We start from the raw sequence: 15,737 nt of genomic DNA on the forward strand, positions 1-15,737 counted from the left end.
CCCCTAGAGGAGTCATAAAGCTTCCCAAAACGACCGAACGGGATCCGAGAGAACGGCGGGGAAAGCAGGCGCTATCCGCGTCAGAACCCGACGGGATTGCCGGGTTCGACCGCACGCGAAGCGGCGAGACCGAGCGGCGACCGACGGCGGGGCGTCGTCAGTCGTCGCGGGTGTACTTCCGGTCGCGGCCGAACGGGAGGTACGCGCGGCCGCCGCCCTCGTAGAAGTTCCCGAAGAACTCCACGTACTCGAGGCGGACCGCCTGAATGCCGGCGGACGTGACCCCGAGCAGGAGGACGACGACGTGGCCGACGAGCGCGACGACGATGCCGCCGACGAGCGCGACGATCCCGACGAGGCCGATCGAGGCCGGGTCGAACGCCGTGGTGATCCCCGCGAACACGAGCTCGTAGTCCGCGGTCTCTTGCACCTTTGCGAGGTAGTCCGCGCTGAAGATGAAGTGGAAGCTCCCGTCGCCGCCGTCGTCGATGTAGGCGCCGAACGCGAGCAGGTTGACCGCGAGCGCCATCCCGCCCTTCGCGAGCAGGACGGCCATCAGCCGGGCGTACGAGATGACGTTGACGACCGGCGAGAGGAACTCGGCGAGCTCCGGCGGCTCGCCGATCCCGAGCAGGACGAGTCCGAGCACCGCGGCGGCCGCGCCGGCCCAGCCGACCAGGACCGGGAACCCGCCGAACGAGACGGCGCCGAACGTCAGGACCGAGACGGCCTCGAACAGGAAGTCGGGCTTCGAGTTGGGGAACACCCGGCTGAAGATCCAGATCCACGCGCCGTTGAGGATCAGGAGCCACGAGCCGGCCTCGTAGACGGCGTGTTTGAGGTCGTGCTGCTGGGCGGTGCTCACGAACGAGAGCACGTGACCGACGTTGAGGTGGACGATGCCGAACACCACGCTCACGACGAGGAACGAGAGCCCCCAGTCGAGGTCTGCGGGCGAGAGGCCCTTCCCCTCGACCGGCCAGTGGATCCCGAGCAGCTGGTAGGCGTGGTAGCCGAACAGGTCGATACCGTAGTAGATGCCGAACAGTATCGTGAAGCCGCCGGCCCACATCGCGACGGAACCCAGTTCGCGGAACGCGCCGTCGAACTTGGAGTACATGAAGAACCCGATGGCGGCGTAGAGGACGCCGTACCCGACGTCGCCGATCATGAACCCGAACATCGCCGGGAACGTGAGGAAGACGAGGAGCGTCGGGTCGAACTCCGAGTACTTCGGCCGCCCGAACGCCTGAACGAGGAGTTCGAACGGGCCGGCCGCGCTGCCGTTGTCCTGGACGACCGGCGGGTCGTCGGAGCCGTGCGCCGCGTGGCCGCCGTCGGTGGCGACCGCCGTCTCCGCCTCGCGGTCCGCGGCCACGGCGCTCGCGCCCTCAGCGCCGCCCGACTCGTCGTCGACCGGCTCGGCGTGGTGGTCGCCGTCGGGGGTGAACGAGGCGCGTTCGAGCTCCTCAACCTCGACGTGGTCGCCGACCGCGTCGACGATCGCCGCCTCGAAGTCGGGGTACGTCTCGGTCGGCACCCACCCCTCCGCGACGAAGGCGTTCTCGGTGGTCGCGAACGAGAGCGGCGCCTCCTTCTTCTCGGCCTCGATGGTGAGCTGTTCTTCGGCGCGCAGCAGGAAGCCCGCCGCCTCCTCTTTCACCGATTCGAGCTGGCGCTCGACGCCGGCGAGCTCGTCGCGGAGGTCGGCCTGCTCGGCCTCCAGCTCCGCGACGTACTCCTCAGGGCTGGCGTCGGCGTCCGGCACGTCGAGCAGCGCGATGTCGACGCCGACGAGCGCGTCCTGGACGACGCCCTCGGCGTCGGGGTCCGTCGGCCGCGCGACGATGGCGAGCACGTCGCCGCCGACGAACACGTCGAAGACGTCGATCGAGTCGGCGTCGGCGAGCGCGGCCTCGACCGCGTCGGGCTTGGCCTCGCCGACGACGACCTCGACCGAGTCGTAGCCGCGCAGGTACTCGAGGTCGATCCCGAGCTCGGCGAACGGCTCCATCCGGTCGATCTCCTCCTGGCGGTCGCGGATCGCGGCCTGGAGCTCGTCGCGCTCGTCGTTGAGCTCGTTGACCCGCTCGCGGACCCGTTCGAGCTCGGCGACGAGCTCGTCGTCGTCGAGCGACCGGGCGACCTCGGCGTCGTCCTCGTCGACGTCGAGGATGCTCTCGAGCGATCGGACCGTGACGAGGCGCTCGTTGACGGTCTCCGCGCCGTCGAGCGACGTCCCGGGCTCGAACCCCTCGTACCGGTCGTCGTAGTCCGTGACGTGCAGGGAGTGGTGGGCGTACGCCGCCTCGATGACGTCGTCGATGACGCGCTTCGAGCCCGTCACCGACACCCGGCTCATCTGCTCAGGCCTGAGCATCCACCGCCTCCTCGGCCTGGTCGTGGACCGCCGCCTCGAACCGTTCCACGGCGTATTCGACGGCCGATTCCACCCGGTCGCGGGCCTCGCGTTCGAGCTCGTCGCGGTCGTCGCGCCCCGATTCGAGGATCTCCTCGCGCCGCTCCTCGATCTCTTCTCGGGCCGCTTCGAGCCGCTCTTGGGCCTCGGCCTCCGCCTCCTCCTCGGCCTCGGCGCGGATCTCGTCCGCGCGCTCTCGAGCTTCGGCGAGGCGCTCCTCGGCGTCCGCTTCCGCGTCAGCGATGATCTCGTCCGCCTCCCGTTCGGCCTCCTTGATCGAGTTGAGCACCTCTGGTCTCGCCATGCTACTAATCGCCTGAATCTCTACAAGCGACGTATAAGGTGTTTGCGAAAGCCCGCGGGGTTGCGCGCCGATTCCGGGGCGATCTCGCCCGGATTCCGGCCGGGACCCGGCCGCGACGGGCGGGAGATCCGCTCGCCGCCGCCTACATTTAAGTAGCAGTCGCCGGACCCTCACCGTATGGCAACGGTGTATGCGGTCGCGTCGGCGAAGGGTGGGGTCGGGAAGACCACCACGACGGCCGCGCTGGCGACGATCTTGGCGGATTCGGGCGCCGACGTCGTCGCGATCGACGCCGACCTCGGCATGGCGAACCTCGCGGGCGCCGTCGGGGTGACGCCCGGCGAGACCACCCTCCACGACGCCCTGGCCGGCGAGGCGGACCCGGAGGACGCGGTCCGCGAGGGGCCGTCCGGCCTCCGGGTCGTCCCGGGGGCGACCGATCTCGACGCGTACGCCGCGGCGGACCCGTCGGGGCTCCGCCGGGTCGTCGAGGCGTTCGACGACGCGGACTACGTGTTCGTCGACGCGGGCGCGGGGCTGTCCCACGACTCCACGCTCCCGCTCGCGATCGCCGACGAGACGCTGCTCGTCTCGACGCCGGAGCGGAGCGCCCTCGGCGACACCGAGAAGACGCGGCAACTGACCGAGCGGCTCGGCGGGACCGTCGTCGGCGCGGCGATCACCCGCGCGACCGACGACGCCGACGAGGTCGTCACCGCCCTCCTCGACGCCCCCGTCCTCGGCCGGGTCCCGGACGACGAGGCCGTCGCACGGGCCGCGGCGGCGAACCGCCCGCTGCTGGCCGTCGCGCCCGACGCGCCGGCGACGGGCGCGTACCGCGACCTGGCCCGAGCGCTGACCGGCGCGGACGTGGAGGGGGCCGGGCTCGACGAGCCCGCGGCCGAGGCGGCCGCCGGCGCGAGCGGAGTCGAAGCCGAGGGCGAGTCCGACGGCGACGGCGAACCGGCGAAACCGCAGGTACCCGAGGACGAGACCGGGGAGGAACGGCCGGACGCGACAGACGACGACGCGGTGATCGTCGACGACGACCCGGACGAGGACGGAAACGGAGGCGGCGGAGAGGAAGACGAGGCGGAGGGCGGCGAAGCGGCGGACTCCGGCGACCCGGACGACGGCGACCGGGAGGACGAGGACATCATCGTCGCGGACCCCGACGCGGCCGGCGTGGCGGAGCCGGGCGACGGCGACGACATCATCGTCGCGAGCGAGAGCGAAGCGACGGGGGACGTCGCGGACGACGACACCGACGAAGACGGCGACGACGACACGGCTGACGGCGGGAGCGAGACCTCCGACGATGACGGAGGCGAGACGACCGACGAGGGAACACCCGACGAGGGCGACGAGCCGGAGGAGTCCGTCGACGAGGGCGACGGGGCGGCTCGCGAGGGCATCGACGCCGACCAAGAGGCGACCGAGAGCGACGAGGCCGGCGGACCCGACGCCGGCGACGAGTCCGTGAGCGGCGGGAGAGCGGCCGCCGAGCTCGAGGCCACCGGCCCCGAGGCCGCGACGGACGAGGAGTCGGACGCGATCCCCGACGCGGACGAGACGGCGCACGGGGCGACCGCCGAGCGCGACGCCGGCGGCGACGGGCCCGAGGGCGGTTCGGGCGCCGACTCGGAGACGGACGACGACATCGACGACGAACTCGCGGGCAGCATCCCGTTCCGCGACGACGACACCGGGACGATGAACACCGTGCTGTCCGAGGAGGACGACGAGAGCGAGACGGACGCCGGGGACGGCTCGGCGGACGCGGACGCCGAGACGGAGTCGACCGCGGACGCCGACGACGAGGAGGAGGACGGCGGCTTCTTCAGTCGGTTACTCGGCCGGTGAGGGCGGAAGCTCGCCGGCGGAAGTGAGACGGGAGAACCGGGTGGGCCGCGGCGGTCCGGTCAGGCCTCGGAGGGGGCGCGGGCGCGGTCGCGGATCAGCTCGCGGATCTCCTCGGGGTCGGTGACCTCGGCGAGCTCCTCGCAGGAGACGAGGGCGGTGCCGTCGACCGACTCGCGCTTCTCGTCCTCCTCCGTGAAGTACACCGAGCGGGTCCGGGCAACCTCGCCGATGGAGGACATGATCCGGGCGCGCTTCTCGGCCGCGGCGGTGAACGCCGAGTGGCCGGTGAGCACGCGCGTCGTCGGGCTGTCCTCGTCCTCCGAGACGGCCTTGAACGGGGCGCGGGCGGTCGGGTGGACGGTGAAGCCCGCGCTCGTGAGCACGTGGAGGACGTGCTCGTCGTCGGGGTCCGCCTCGGGCGCGGAGGGGGTGGGCTCCGAGTCGCGGACCTCGTCCGCGCCGTCGAGCACGTCCACCGGGCTGGAGAACGGCTGGTCGAACAGCTCCTCCAGCTGGATCGCCACCTCGATGGAGGCGTTCATCCCGTCCTCGTACTTCGAGACGGTGCGCCGGGAGACGCCCAGCTCGTTCGCGAGCCGGCCGAGCGACCACCCGCGCTCCTCGCGCTCGTCGGCCAGCAGGTCGCCGTCGAGGCTGACGTACAGGCCGCCGGGGGCGGCGTAGATGAGCGGCGGCATCCCCTCGACGAACAGGTCGTAGGCGGTGTCGGGGTTGATCACCGGCACGCCGTGTCGGAAGTAGACGACGCCGGGCTTCAGCTCCTCGTCGCGGGTGCGGATCCCGATCACCATCGGCGTCCCCCTGAGGTACTCGCCGAGCCGGCGCATCTCCGCGCCGGTCTCCGCGTCGAGCGCGTCGACGTTGCCGAGGATCTTCAACAGGAGGAGGTCCTCGTCGCGGCGGGCCGCCACGTCGAAGCTCTTGGGCCGGACCGCACACCGGTCGCTGACGAGGAACCCTGCGTCCTCCAGCATCGCGGTGACGTTCCCGATGAGCGCAGTCCGGGACATAGCCGGAACAAGCGTCTCGCCGTATATATGCGTTGTGTCGTCGGTGTAGCGACGAAACTGCCGCCCGCCTGCGATTTCCGCCGTTCGAGGCGGGAAACGGTTAAATACTCGACCGGCCGCGAAACGCGGTCGGCGAACCCCGGAGTTCCGTTCTGCGGTCGGCGGGGGCCGGCCTCGAAAGGGGCTTGACGCGCCGCCGCGAACGCGGGCACATGCCGATCGTCGCCGTCGACGACACCGACTCCCGCGAGCGCGGGATGTGCACGACGTACGTGGCGACGCGGATCGCGGCGCGGCTCGCGGACGGCGACGCCCGAGTTCGGCGGCGCCTCCTCGTCCGCCTGAACCCGGCGGTGAAGCACAAGACGCGCGGGAACGCCGCGGTCGCGCTCCACGTCTCCGGGGTCGACGCGGAGCGGGCCGCGACGGTCGCGGTCGAGACGATCGAGGAGTTCGCGGCGGCGGCGGACCCGCGGACCTCTCCCGGCGTCGTCGTCGCCGACCGCGACGCAGACGGCGACCCCTTCGACCCGACCGGCGCGCCGATCCCCGAGGCGGTCGCCGCGTTCGCGCGGCGCGCGCTCCGCGAGCGGCTCTCCGTCGCGGAGGCGGTCGAGATCGCGGAGGAACACGGCTTCCGACACGCCGCGGTCGGCCCGGCCGGCGGGGCGGACGGAGCGGACGAGGCGGTCGCGGGGCGGGGGCGGATCGGCGCGCTCGCGGCGGTGGGCGCGCCGGCCGCGTTCGACGACTGGACGTTCGAGCGCATCTCTTACCGCGAGCTCGACCGCTGCGGGACGCCCCGCGAGGTCGACGCCGAGAGCGTCTTCGACGCCGCGGCGGCGGGGTACCCGACGGTCTGGGACACCGTCGACCGCGAGACCGGCGCGGCGGTCTGCGTCCCGAACGCCCCCGGCCCGATCCTCCACGGGATCCGCGGCGACGACCCGGCCGCGTGCCGCGCGGTCGCGGAGAGGATCGAGGGCGAGCCGGTCGAGCGCGCGGCGACGTTCCTGACGAACCAGGGAACGGACGCCCACCTCGCGCCCGGCCGGATCGGCGACCTCCGCGACGGCGCCGGCTACCGGATCGCCGGGACGGTCGCGGGCGAGCCGGAGACGAAACGGGGGGGACACGTCCACGTCGACGTCGCGGGCGACCGCGCCGCGGTCGCCGTCGACGGTGCGTCCGGCGCCGAGGACGGGAGCGACGCGGAGAACGGGGCCGACGCCGACCGGCTCCGCGCCGTCGCGTTCGCGCCCACGGGTCGGTTCCGCGACCGGGTGCGCGCGCTCCGGCCCGGCGACCGGGTCACCCTCTGCGGCGAGCACGAGGTGCGGCCGGACGCGGCGGGGCCCGAGAGCACCCTGAAACTGGAGAAGTTCGCCGTCCGCGACCTCGTCCGGACCGCGCCCGCGGTCCCGACCTGCCCCGACTGCGGACGGTCGATGTCGTCGGCGGGGAGCGGACAGGGGTACCGGTGTCGCGACTGCGGGACGAGCGCGCCGGGGAAGGTCGCGGAGCCGATCGAGCGCGACCTCGAACCGGGGTGGTACGAGGTGCCGCCGAGCGCGCGCCGCCACGTCGCGAAGCCGCTCGTCCGCGGCGGGTTCGACGCGTCCGCGCACCCGGAGCGGTGAGGTTGCGTCCGGCGACGTCGACCGCGTCGCCCGGAGCGATGAAGTGATCGCCGCCCGAGCGAACGGACGTGACCGGAATCGTCTTCCACGCGACGGAGCGGCGCGAGGCGGTCGTCGAGTTCTACCGCGAGCGGCTGAACGCGACCGTGCGGCTCGAACAGCCCGACTGTACGATCCTGGCGTTCGACGGGTTCCTGTTCGGGTTCTGCGAGCGCGACGCGGCCGACGACTGCGGCATCCTCACCTTCGTCTACCCGGACCGCGACGGGGTCGACGCCGCGAGCGAGCGGCTCGGCGACGCGGTGGTGACGGAACCGCGAGAGAACGAGACGTACGACATCTACCAGTGTTTCGCCGAGGACCCCGAAGGGCGGACCGTCGAGTGTCAGGTCTTCCTCGACGAGGGCGTCGACATCGAGTAGGTGTCCGCGCTGCGTGTCGGAGGCCCGCCCTACCCGTCGAGGTCGCGCTCCTCGCGCCACGCCGCCGCCCGCTCCTCGGCCGCGTCCCGGCCGTCGAACCGCTCGCGCTCGTAGGCCGACTCGTCGGTCGCCTGTTCCATCACGTCAAGGCGGACGACGAAGCCGCCGGCCGAGCGCTCGCGGAGCCTGACGGTCGCGTACCCGTCAGATCGCTCCCACTCGGTGACCGTGCCGTCGTCGCGCTCCAGCGACCAGCTCATACCCGGGCGGACGCGCCCCGCGGCTAAAGCGGTGCGGTTCCGCGGCGGCCGAGCGCGCACCGTCCGCCGGCCGGCGGTCCGGGTCCGGGTCCGGGTCCGGGTCCGGGTCCGGGTCCGGGTCCGGGTCCGGCACCCGGCGTCGGTGAGGTCAGTCGCCCGTGCTCGGCGACCGACCGGCGCTCGGCGACCGACCGGCGCTCGGCGACGCGGCGTACCCGCACACCGGACAGAGGACGTAGCCGAGCGAGTCGTACGGCACCGACGTCGAGGGGGCGCTCACGTCGCACTCCGGGCAGTCGAAGGTCGCAGCGTTCTCGGTCGACATGCTATCACATAGCGACCGATCCGGGGTAGTTATGCGCCGCTTGTTGTCACCGCAAGGCCACCCTACTTATATACCGAGGCCGAACCCCGACCCGTGACTGACGACGCACACGCGGACCGGTCGGGAGGGGAGCGACCGGCCGACCCGCACGAGCGGCGGCGCGAGCTGGCGGCGCAGCGGCTGGACGAGGCCGGCGCGGCGGGGCTGGTCGCGTTCCCGAGCCGCAACCTCCAGTACCTCACCGGCTTCGCCGAGGAGCCGGGCGAGCGGCACTTCTTCCTCGTCGTGCCGGCGGCGAGCGCGGCCGACCCGGAGCCGGCGCTGCTCGCCCCGGCGCTGTACGAGACGCAGGTCCGGGAGGCGACGACCGTCGGGGAGGTCCGGACGTGGAGCGACGGCGACGACCCGGTCGCGGCGACGCGCGAGCTGCTCGCCGACCGCGGGCTCGACTCGGGGCGGCTCCTCGTCGACGACACGATGTGGGCGCGGTTCACGCAGGACCTCCGCGCGGCGGCACCGGACGCCGAGTGGGGGCTCGCGAGCGAGGCGCTCGCCGACCTCCGGGTGCGGAAGGACGAGGCGGAACTGGCGGCCCTCCGCGAGGCGGCCGCGGTCGCGGACGCGGTCGTCGGCGACCTCCGCGACCTGGGCGCCGACGCGGTCGGGATGACGGAGGCGGCGCTCGCCGACTGGATCGCGGACCGGCTGACCGAGCGCGGCGGGCGCGGGGTCAGCTTCGAGACGGTCGTCGCGGCGGGCGAGAACGGCGCGAGGCCCCACCACGGCCACGGCGACCGCGAGATCCGGGCGGGCGAGCCGGTCGTCTTGGACTTCGGGACGCGCATCGACGGCTACCCCTCGGACCAGACGCGGACGCTCGCCTTCGGCGGCGAGCCGAGCGAGGCGTACCGCGAGGTCCACGAGGTCGTGCGCGAGGCGCAGGCGGCCGGCGTCGAGGCGGTCGGGCCGGGCGTCCCCGCGTCGGCCGTCGACCGTGCCGCGCGCGAGGTCATCGAGGCGGCCGGGTACGGCGACGCGTTCGTCCACCGGACCGGCCACGGCGTGGGCCTGGACGTCCACGAGGAGCCGTACCTTGTCGCCGGCAACGACCGCCCGCTGGAGCCGGGGATGGTCTGCTCCGTCGAGCCCGGGATCTACCTCGACGGGCGGTTCGGCTGTCGGATCGAGGACCTCGTGGTCGTCACCGAGGACGGCTGCGAGCGCCTGAACCGGACCGACCGCGGGTGGGAGTGACCGGCGGCGAGGCGAGCCGCGAGACCGGCGACGCGTGGCCGTGGCCGTCGCTGAGGGCGCCGCGCCGCTCGGCGCCGGTGTAGTGAGCGGAAAGGGCGGAGACCGGCGTGCCGGCGTTCGACACGCGAATACGGGAGTCGTGTGCCGTGCCCCCAACCGGTAAATGTAGCCGGATGATATAACAGTATTACCGAATTATTCCGGGTGTATTCTCCCAGTCGGACCGAGCGGGCGGGGATCGCCCCGCGAGCGACCGGACGGCATCGAAACCATTAGTGTCGCCCGAGCGGAACCGCGGGGTATGAGCGACACCGATGCGGACGAGGACGAGGAGGCGGAAGCGGCGCCGGCCGTCGAACTCGGCGACGGGCCGGACGTGGCCGGCGAGCCGGTCGCCCGCGTCGCGTCGCGGCTCACGTGGCCCGCGACGCGCAGCGACGTCCGCGAACAGGAGGGCGACGCCGAGATCCGGACGCCCGACGGCCCGCAGACGCTCGACGACGTGCTCGCGGACTCGGAGGTGCCCCTCTTCGAGAGTCGGAGCGACTTCCTCCAGGCGGTCGAGGACGTCGTCGGCCGCGGCCCGGTCGCGACCGAGTAAGCGCCGAGGGCGGCGACCCCGTTTCTACGAGACCGCCGAGACGACAAGAGATGTCTGCTCCCTGGCGGTGGCGCGTGCCGACGAGCGCCCGACAGGGCGCGAGTCGCACGCGCGAGGGACGCGGTGAGCGACGGGCGACCGAAGGGAACCCGGAGCGAACCGCGAGGCTGGGGAGGCGCGAGGTGCTGTGCGGTCGCGGTCGGGTGGGAATCAAAGGGACAGCGGTGAGGCGGGCGCAGGCGTTCACGAGAGCGAAGCTCTCGTGAGCCAATCAGAACGCGTTGCGTTCTGATGACGACGTAAGGACCGCAGGGAGGGGAGCGAGCGAAGCGAGCGACCGACTGAGGACCGCGGCGAGCGTGCGCCCGCCTCACCGCTGGGGCTTTGGCAGTGTTCGTCACCGGTCCGTAGTCGCTACCAGGCAAACGAGGAGCTGCGTCGCCGAAGTCCTATCCACTCGCCCCACTGCCGTCCGATACGTCCCGACCCAGCCACGAGGTCGCGAGCGACTCGAACGGCGCCGAGTAGCTCATCAGCGTCGTCCCGAGCACCGCCATCACGAGGACGTAGGCGACCGCGAACGCGTTGATCGTCGCCGCGAGCGCCGGATCGAACGAGCCGGCCTCCGCGCCGGAGACCGCGACGGTCGCGATGATGAGCGAGAACTCGCCGCGGGTGGTCATCCCGAGTCCGACGCGCGTCGAGCGCCGGGCATCGAGGTCGAACGCGCGCCCCGCGAAGTAGCCGGTGACGGCCTTCGTCGGCGTGGTCACGACGACCGCGAGGGCGACGAGCGCCGCCACGTCGGCGAACAGCGCGGGGTCGGTGACGAGCCCGATCCAGAAGAAGAACACCGCGGCGAACACGTCGCGGACCGGCTCCAGGATCGTCTCGATGTCGTGGACCCGTCCGGTCGCGGAGAACGCCATCCCGACGAAGAACGCCGCGACCGCCTCGCTGACGCCGAGCGCGAGCGCCGCGCCGGCGACGAACACGACCGCGGCGACGGCCCGGAGCGCGACGAACTCCATGTTGTCCGTCGCCACCAGCCGGTCGAACGCCGGCGTGCCGAAGCGGACGGCGGCGAGTAACACGAGGATGAACCCGACCGCGATCCCGACGTCCGCGGCGGCCGCGGCGACGTCGCCGCCGCCGAGCACCAGGGCGGACGCGACCGCGAGGTACACCGCGATGAACAGGTCCTCGTAGACGAGGGTGCCGAGCAGCGGCTCCGCCTCGTCGTTGGCGATCCAGCCGAGGTCGATGAGCGACTTCGTGATCACCGCCGACGAGGAGATGTAGACGATCCCCGCGATCAGGAACGCCGGGAGGAACGCCCCGAAGACGAGCCACCCGAGGACGAGCCCGACCCCGAAGTTCGCGAGGTCGATCGTCCCGGCCGTCCCGATCGGGCCCCGCCGGGCGAGCAGCCGTTCGAGGTTGAACTCCAGGCCGAGGAAGAACAGCAGGAAGACGATCCCCAGCTCCGCGCCGAGGGAGATGAACTCCGTCTCTGGGACGTAGGCGGTCCCGACGACCGGGAGCGAGAGCCGTCCGAGGACGTACTGCCCGAGGAGCGTCCCGACGAGGATGTACGCGGGGATCACGGACTGGCCGAGGCGGCTCGCGACCGCGCCGGCGGCCGCGACCGCGACGAACATGACGCCGACGTCGAGCAGCGCCACTACCGCTCACCCCGAGCGCCGACGGACGCGGTCTCCGGACCGCACGGAGCGGCCGCGGCGCCGAGGGGCGACGCGCCGAGTCCGTCGGTCATTCGGTGAGTATCTCTTCGAACGCCTCGCAGTTCTCCGGCGTGCCGACCCCGATCAGGGTGTCGCCCTCGCGGAGGGTGGTGTCGGCGCCCGGGCTGTCGAGCACCTCGTCGTCGCGCTGGATGGCGACGACCGCGAGCCCGGTTCGGTTGCCGATGTCGGCGCTCTCCAGCGTCTCCCCGACGAGCGGCGAGCCCGGGGGCAGCTCGTACCACTCCAGGAGGATACCGCCCGGCAGCGTCGTCTCCTGGGTCTCGGGCTCGACGGGCTGGAAGTACGCCCCCTCGATGATCGAGCCGATCGTGCGCGCGAGGTCGTCGGAGAACTCGAACGCCTTCTCCGAGTCGGCGTCCGGGTCGGTGCGCCGGAACACCTCGCGTTTGCCCGTGTTGTGGATGACGACGACCATCTCCTCGCCGCCGCCCAGCTCGATCTCGAACTTCTTCCCGACCCCGGGGAGGTCGGACTCGGTGATCGTCATACGGAGCACAGAGAGCCCACCGTAATATGTCTGTACGTCGCCGGGCGAGGGGGACGAGTCCGGTCGACGCGTCGCCCGCTACAGGCCGTCCGAGTCCCGGCGGGCGCCCGCGTCGGACGCGCGTCGGTCGTCGCACCAAACGCTAAGTGGACCGGGTCCGAGGGGACGGGTATGTGGGGCTCCCGCGGGAGTCGGGACCGGCGGACGGTCGTGTGTATCGCGTGCGGCGACTCGGTGCTGCGGGAGGACGCGCGCGAGTACGACAAGGAGGGCGACCGCTGGAGCCGGCGCAACAAGGAGTTCGAGTACCTCTGTGCCGATTGCGACGACGAGATCTGCCACCAGCCGCGCGACGGGCTCGAATCGCTGCTCCGGTCGATCGAGGCGGACGGACTCAGCGACGAGGAGTTCCTGGGCCGCTACGTAGACGCGGTGGCGGACGATGGCGGCCGGAGCGGCGAGGGCGACGCGGGCGCCCGGTCGGACCGCGGCCGGTCGGACCGCACGCGCTCCGACCGCGACCGCTCCGACCGCGACCGGTAGTTCTACCAGGCGCGGATCAGTACCCCGACGGTAGGTATGTGTGCCCTCCACGCAGCGGCCGCGACCCCGGTTCTGGCGGCCGTCGACTCCCTCGATTCGGTCCCGACCGCCGTCGGCGCGGTCGACCCCGTCCCGATCGCCATCGGCGCCGTCGCGCTGGTTCTCGGACTCGTATTCCTCGCGCGCGGCGCGAGCGGCGCCCGCGACGCGGCCCGGGTCTTCAGAGCGACGCCGACCGACCCGGCCGGACTCGACGGCGCGGAGCGGGAGATACGAGTCACCGGCCGCGCCGCCGCGGTCGACGACGAGACGCTGCCGGCGCCGTTCGGCGGCGACCCGTGCCTCTGCGTCGAGTACGGCGTGTCCGAGCTCCGCAGCCAGGGGAAGGGGCAGTCGTGGGTGACGATCGACGGGGGCGAGGCCGGCGTCCCCTTCCGCGTCGACGCCGGCGGGACCGGCGTCCGCGTCGACCCCGCGGCGGCGACGTTCTCGCTCGACGTCGACGAGAAGGTCGAGGTCGACGCCGGCGAGGAGCCCCCCGAGCGCGTCCGGGGCTTCATCGAGGCGGTCGACGGGGTCGACGACACGGAGACAGGGTACGAGGTCGGCCCGCTCACGATCGGCGACGACCCGCGGCGGCGGTACGTCCAGCGGACGCTCCGCCCGGGCGACGAGGTGACGGTCGTCGGCGACGCCGCGGCGTTCCCGGACGCGCCGGTCGGCGAGGTGAAGTCGCGGGTCGCGGACGGCGCGCCGTTCGTCGTCTCGGACGCGACCGCGCGCCGGACCGCGATCCGACTGGTCGGCGCGTCGGCGGTCCCGGTCGTCCTCGGCGCGGTCGCGCTCGCGGTGGCGGGGGCGACGCTGGCGCCGCTGCTCGCGGCGGCCGTCTGAGCTCCGACGCTCGGGCGGGCGCCGCGCGCCGCCTCACGCCGCCCGACAGGCCTTTCTAACGCACCCGCGTTGGTGGAGGTATGTCAGACGACGAGCCGAAGCCGGGGTCCGCCGAGGACCAAGGCCCCGTGACGATCACGCCGGCGCTCGCGGACCGACTCGCGGAGAAGCGCGAGGAGCTGTTCGAGGAGTTCGGGATCCGCGACGAGTTCCCGAGCGAAGTCCTCCGTGAGGCCGAGGCCCGGACCGAGGGCGTCTACGAGGAGATCGAGGCCGAGATCGACGAGCGCGAGGACCTCCGCGACCTCACCACGTGGACCACCGACCCGGTCGACGCGCAGGACTTCGACGACGCCATCTCCATCGAGCGCGAGGACGGGGCCTACCGGCTGTGGGTCCACATCGCCGACGTGACCCACTACGTCACGCCCGACACCGCGATGTGGGAGGAGGCGGTCGAGCGCGCCAATACCGTCTACCTGCCCGACTACACGATTCACATGCTCCCGCCGGTGCTGGCCGAGACCGTCTGCTCGCTCGTCCCGAACGAGGACCGGCTCGCCCACACCGTGGAGATGGAGATCGACGAGGAGACCCTCTCCTTCGAGGACATCGACATTTACAAGTCCGTCATCAACTCCGACGAGCGGCTCACCTACAAGGAGTGCGAGAACCGGCTCGACGACCCCGACCTCCCCCTGAGCGAGGAGAACCAGCTCGCCTTCGAGCTCGCCGACCGGATGCACGAGCAGCGCAAGGAGGACGGCTCGCTCGTCTTGAACCCTCGCCGCGACCGCGCGCACACTATCATCGAGGAGTCGATGCTGAAGGCGAACAAGGCGGTGACGCACACGCTGATGTGGGACCGCGGCGTCGAGGCGATGTACCGCGTCCACCCGCAGCCGACCCCGGACCAGTGGAACGAGGCGCTCAAGGAGATCCAGGAGCTCGACGGCGTCTCGATCCCCGGGAACGCGTGGGGCGACGACCCGCGGAAGGCGGTCAACGCCGCCTTGGAGGAGTCGCCGGAGCGCCAGCTCAACAAGATCCAGCGCGCCGTGCTGAAGGTGATGCCTCGGGCGAAGTACATGAACGACCCGTTCGGCGGTCACCACGCGCTCAACTTCGACATTTACGGCCACTTCACCTCGCCCATCAGGCGGCTCTCCGACACGATCAACCACTGGATCGTCCACGAGAACGACGTGCCCGAGACCCTCGTCGAGCTGTGCGACCACGCCAGCGACAAGCAGAAAGACGGCGAGACCGCCGAGCGGCTCTACAAGCAGTTCCTCCAGGAGCAGGGGCTCGATCCCTACGCGGTCAACAACCGCGGCGTCGAGGTCGTCGAGGACGCCGACGAGGCGAAGCACACCGCCTGAGCGGCGAGAGATATAGGCCCGTGCGGCCGCAAGGTGTGGTATGGACGCCCACGACCACGGCGACGCGGACCGGCACGCGAAGGACCCGCTCGAACCGACCGGCGACCCCGAACGCGACGCGGAGCGCGCTGCGACGGTCGGCGGGTTCACCGGGGCCGTCCTCGGGGCCCGCGGCGGCCCGATCGGCGCCGGCATCGGCGCCTTCCTCGGCGGCTCGACCGGCTACGCGGTCGGATACGCCCTGAGCGAACTACAGTCGGCGGACCGCGACGAGTTCGGTGACGACGGCGACGCGGACGGCCACGAGGCGACGGAGTCCGAATCGGACGCGGTCGACGACGGACCCGTGACGATCGACGTCGAATCCGAGGGCGAGGCCGACGGCGACGACGACCCCGGCGCGCACGCTCACGAAGGCGACGACCCCGAGCACGACGCTGACCCAGAAGACGAGGCCGACGACGAACACACCGATTGACCCCCGTTCCCGGCGCGGGGCTGCCGCGGAGCGAACCTTGATTGCCGGCGGCGACGACCCGCCGC

General features: G+C 72.3%; 16 protein-coding genes. 9 read left to right on the top strand and 7 right to left on the bottom strand.

Annotated features, from left to right (window positions below):
* Nucleotides 1–157: 157 nt before the first annotated feature.
* Together DVK06_RS11005 and ahaH are read right to left on the bottom strand one after the other, a co-directional pair.
* Nucleotides 158–2,362, bottom strand: a complete 2,205-nt coding sequence (locus tag DVK06_RS11005) for a V-type ATP synthase subunit I (protein WP_121600304.1) — start codon at nucleotides 2,360–2,362, stop codon at nucleotides 158–160.
* 4 nt (nucleotides 2,363–2,366) lie between these two features.
* Nucleotides 2,367–2,723, bottom strand: a complete 357-nt coding sequence (gene ahaH, locus DVK06_RS11010; RefSeq protein WP_121600305.1) for an ATP synthase archaeal subunit H — start codon at nucleotides 2,721–2,723, stop codon at nucleotides 2,367–2,369.
* A gap of 177 nt (nucleotides 2,724–2,900) precedes the next feature.
* Between ahaH and minD the strand changes: the two genes are divergently transcribed.
* Entirely contained in the window at nucleotides 2,901–4,586 is a 1,686-nt protein-coding gene (gene minD, locus DVK06_RS11015; RefSeq protein ID WP_121600306.1) for a cell division ATPase MinD, read from the top strand.
* Between the two features lie 59 nt (nucleotides 4,587–4,645).
* Here minD and DVK06_RS11020 read toward each other — a convergent pair whose 3' ends face one another.
* Nucleotides 4,646–5,617: a transcriptional regulator gene (locus DVK06_RS11020; RefSeq protein WP_053772445.1), complete on the bottom strand. Its 972-nt coding sequence runs from the start codon at nucleotides 5,615–5,617 to the stop codon at nucleotides 4,646–4,648.
* A 212-nt stretch (nucleotides 5,618–5,829) separates the two neighbouring features.
* On the opposite strand from DVK06_RS11020, the gene DVK06_RS11025 reads away from it, so the two are divergent.
* Both DVK06_RS11025 and DVK06_RS11030 read left to right on the top strand, forming a co-directional pair.
* On the top strand, nucleotides 5,830–7,257 hold the full coding sequence (locus DVK06_RS11025) for a tRNA(Ile)(2)-agmatinylcytidine synthase (protein WP_121600307.1): 1,428 nt from the start codon (nucleotides 5,830–5,832) through the stop codon (nucleotides 7,255–7,257).
* 68 nt (nucleotides 7,258–7,325) lie between these two features.
* Entirely contained in the window at nucleotides 7,326–7,679 is a 354-nt protein-coding gene (locus DVK06_RS11030; protein WP_053772443.1) for a VOC family protein, read from the top strand.
* 29 nt (nucleotides 7,680–7,708) lie between these two features.
* On the opposite strand, the gene DVK06_RS11035 is transcribed toward DVK06_RS11030, so the two are convergent.
* A complete protein-coding gene (locus DVK06_RS11035) occupies nucleotides 7,709–7,939 on the bottom strand; it encodes a hypothetical protein (protein WP_053772442.1) in 231 nt (76 codons plus the stop codon).
* A 148-nt stretch (nucleotides 7,940–8,087) separates the two neighbouring features.
* The gene (locus DVK06_RS18965) at nucleotides 8,088–8,264 is read right to left on the bottom strand and encodes a hypothetical protein (RefSeq protein ID WP_167551916.1); all 177 of its coding nucleotides are present in this window, start codon (nucleotides 8,262–8,264) and stop codon (nucleotides 8,088–8,090) included.
* A gap of 93 nt (nucleotides 8,265–8,357) precedes the next feature.
* On the opposite strand from DVK06_RS18965, the gene DVK06_RS11045 reads away from it, so the two are divergent.
* Nucleotides 8,358–9,518 carry an aminopeptidase P family protein gene (locus tag DVK06_RS11045; protein ID WP_121600308.1) on the top strand — a complete coding sequence of 387 codons (1,161 nt, stop codon included), beginning with the start codon at nucleotides 8,358–8,360 and terminating at the stop codon, nucleotides 9,516–9,518.
* 301 nt (nucleotides 9,519–9,819) lie between these two features.
* Nucleotides 9,820–10,119, top strand: coding sequence for a DUF5789 family protein (locus DVK06_RS11050; RefSeq protein WP_053772440.1), 300 nt, complete (start codon nucleotides 9,820–9,822; stop codon nucleotides 10,117–10,119).
* 449 nt (nucleotides 10,120–10,568) lie between these two features.
* On the opposite strand, the gene DVK06_RS11055 is transcribed toward DVK06_RS11050, so the two are convergent.
* Together DVK06_RS11055 and DVK06_RS11060 are read right to left on the bottom strand one after the other, a co-directional pair.
* Nucleotides 10,569–11,804, bottom strand: coding sequence for a cation:proton antiporter (locus DVK06_RS11055; protein WP_121600309.1), 1,236 nt, complete (start codon nucleotides 11,802–11,804; stop codon nucleotides 10,569–10,571).
* Between the two features lie 88 nt (nucleotides 11,805–11,892).
* A complete protein-coding gene (locus tag DVK06_RS11060) occupies nucleotides 11,893–12,375 on the bottom strand; it encodes a cation:proton antiporter regulatory subunit (RefSeq protein ID WP_053772438.1) in 483 nt (160 codons plus the stop codon).
* A 171-nt stretch (nucleotides 12,376–12,546) separates the two neighbouring features.
* On the opposite strand from DVK06_RS11060, the gene DVK06_RS11065 reads away from it, so the two are divergent.
* From DVK06_RS11065 to DVK06_RS11080, 4 genes are all read left to right on the top strand, one after another.
* Nucleotides 12,547–12,918 carry a hypothetical protein gene (locus DVK06_RS11065; protein ID WP_121600310.1) on the top strand — a complete coding sequence of 124 codons (372 nt, stop codon included), beginning with the start codon at nucleotides 12,547–12,549 and terminating at the stop codon, nucleotides 12,916–12,918.
* 36 nt (nucleotides 12,919–12,954) lie between these two features.
* Complete coding sequence (locus tag DVK06_RS11070) at nucleotides 12,955–13,812, top strand: hypothetical protein (RefSeq protein ID WP_121600311.1); 858 nt, start codon at nucleotides 12,955–12,957, stop codon at nucleotides 13,810–13,812.
* 80 nt (nucleotides 13,813–13,892) lie between these two features.
* On the top strand, nucleotides 13,893–15,194 hold the full coding sequence (locus tag DVK06_RS11075) for a ribonuclease R family protein (protein ID WP_121600312.1): 1,302 nt from the start codon (nucleotides 13,893–13,895) through the stop codon (nucleotides 15,192–15,194).
* A 40-nt stretch (nucleotides 15,195–15,234) separates the two neighbouring features.
* The gene (locus DVK06_RS11080; protein ID WP_121600313.1) at nucleotides 15,235–15,672 is read left to right on the top strand and encodes a hypothetical protein; all 438 of its coding nucleotides are present in this window, start codon (nucleotides 15,235–15,237) and stop codon (nucleotides 15,670–15,672) included.
* The last annotated feature ends 65 nt before the right edge of the window (nucleotides 15,673–15,737 follow it).

Source organism: Halorubrum sp. Atlit-28R (assembly GCF_003665955.1).
Taxonomy (GTDB): Archaea; Halobacteriota; Halobacteria; order Halobacteriales; family Haloferacaceae; genus Halorubrum; species Halorubrum tropicale.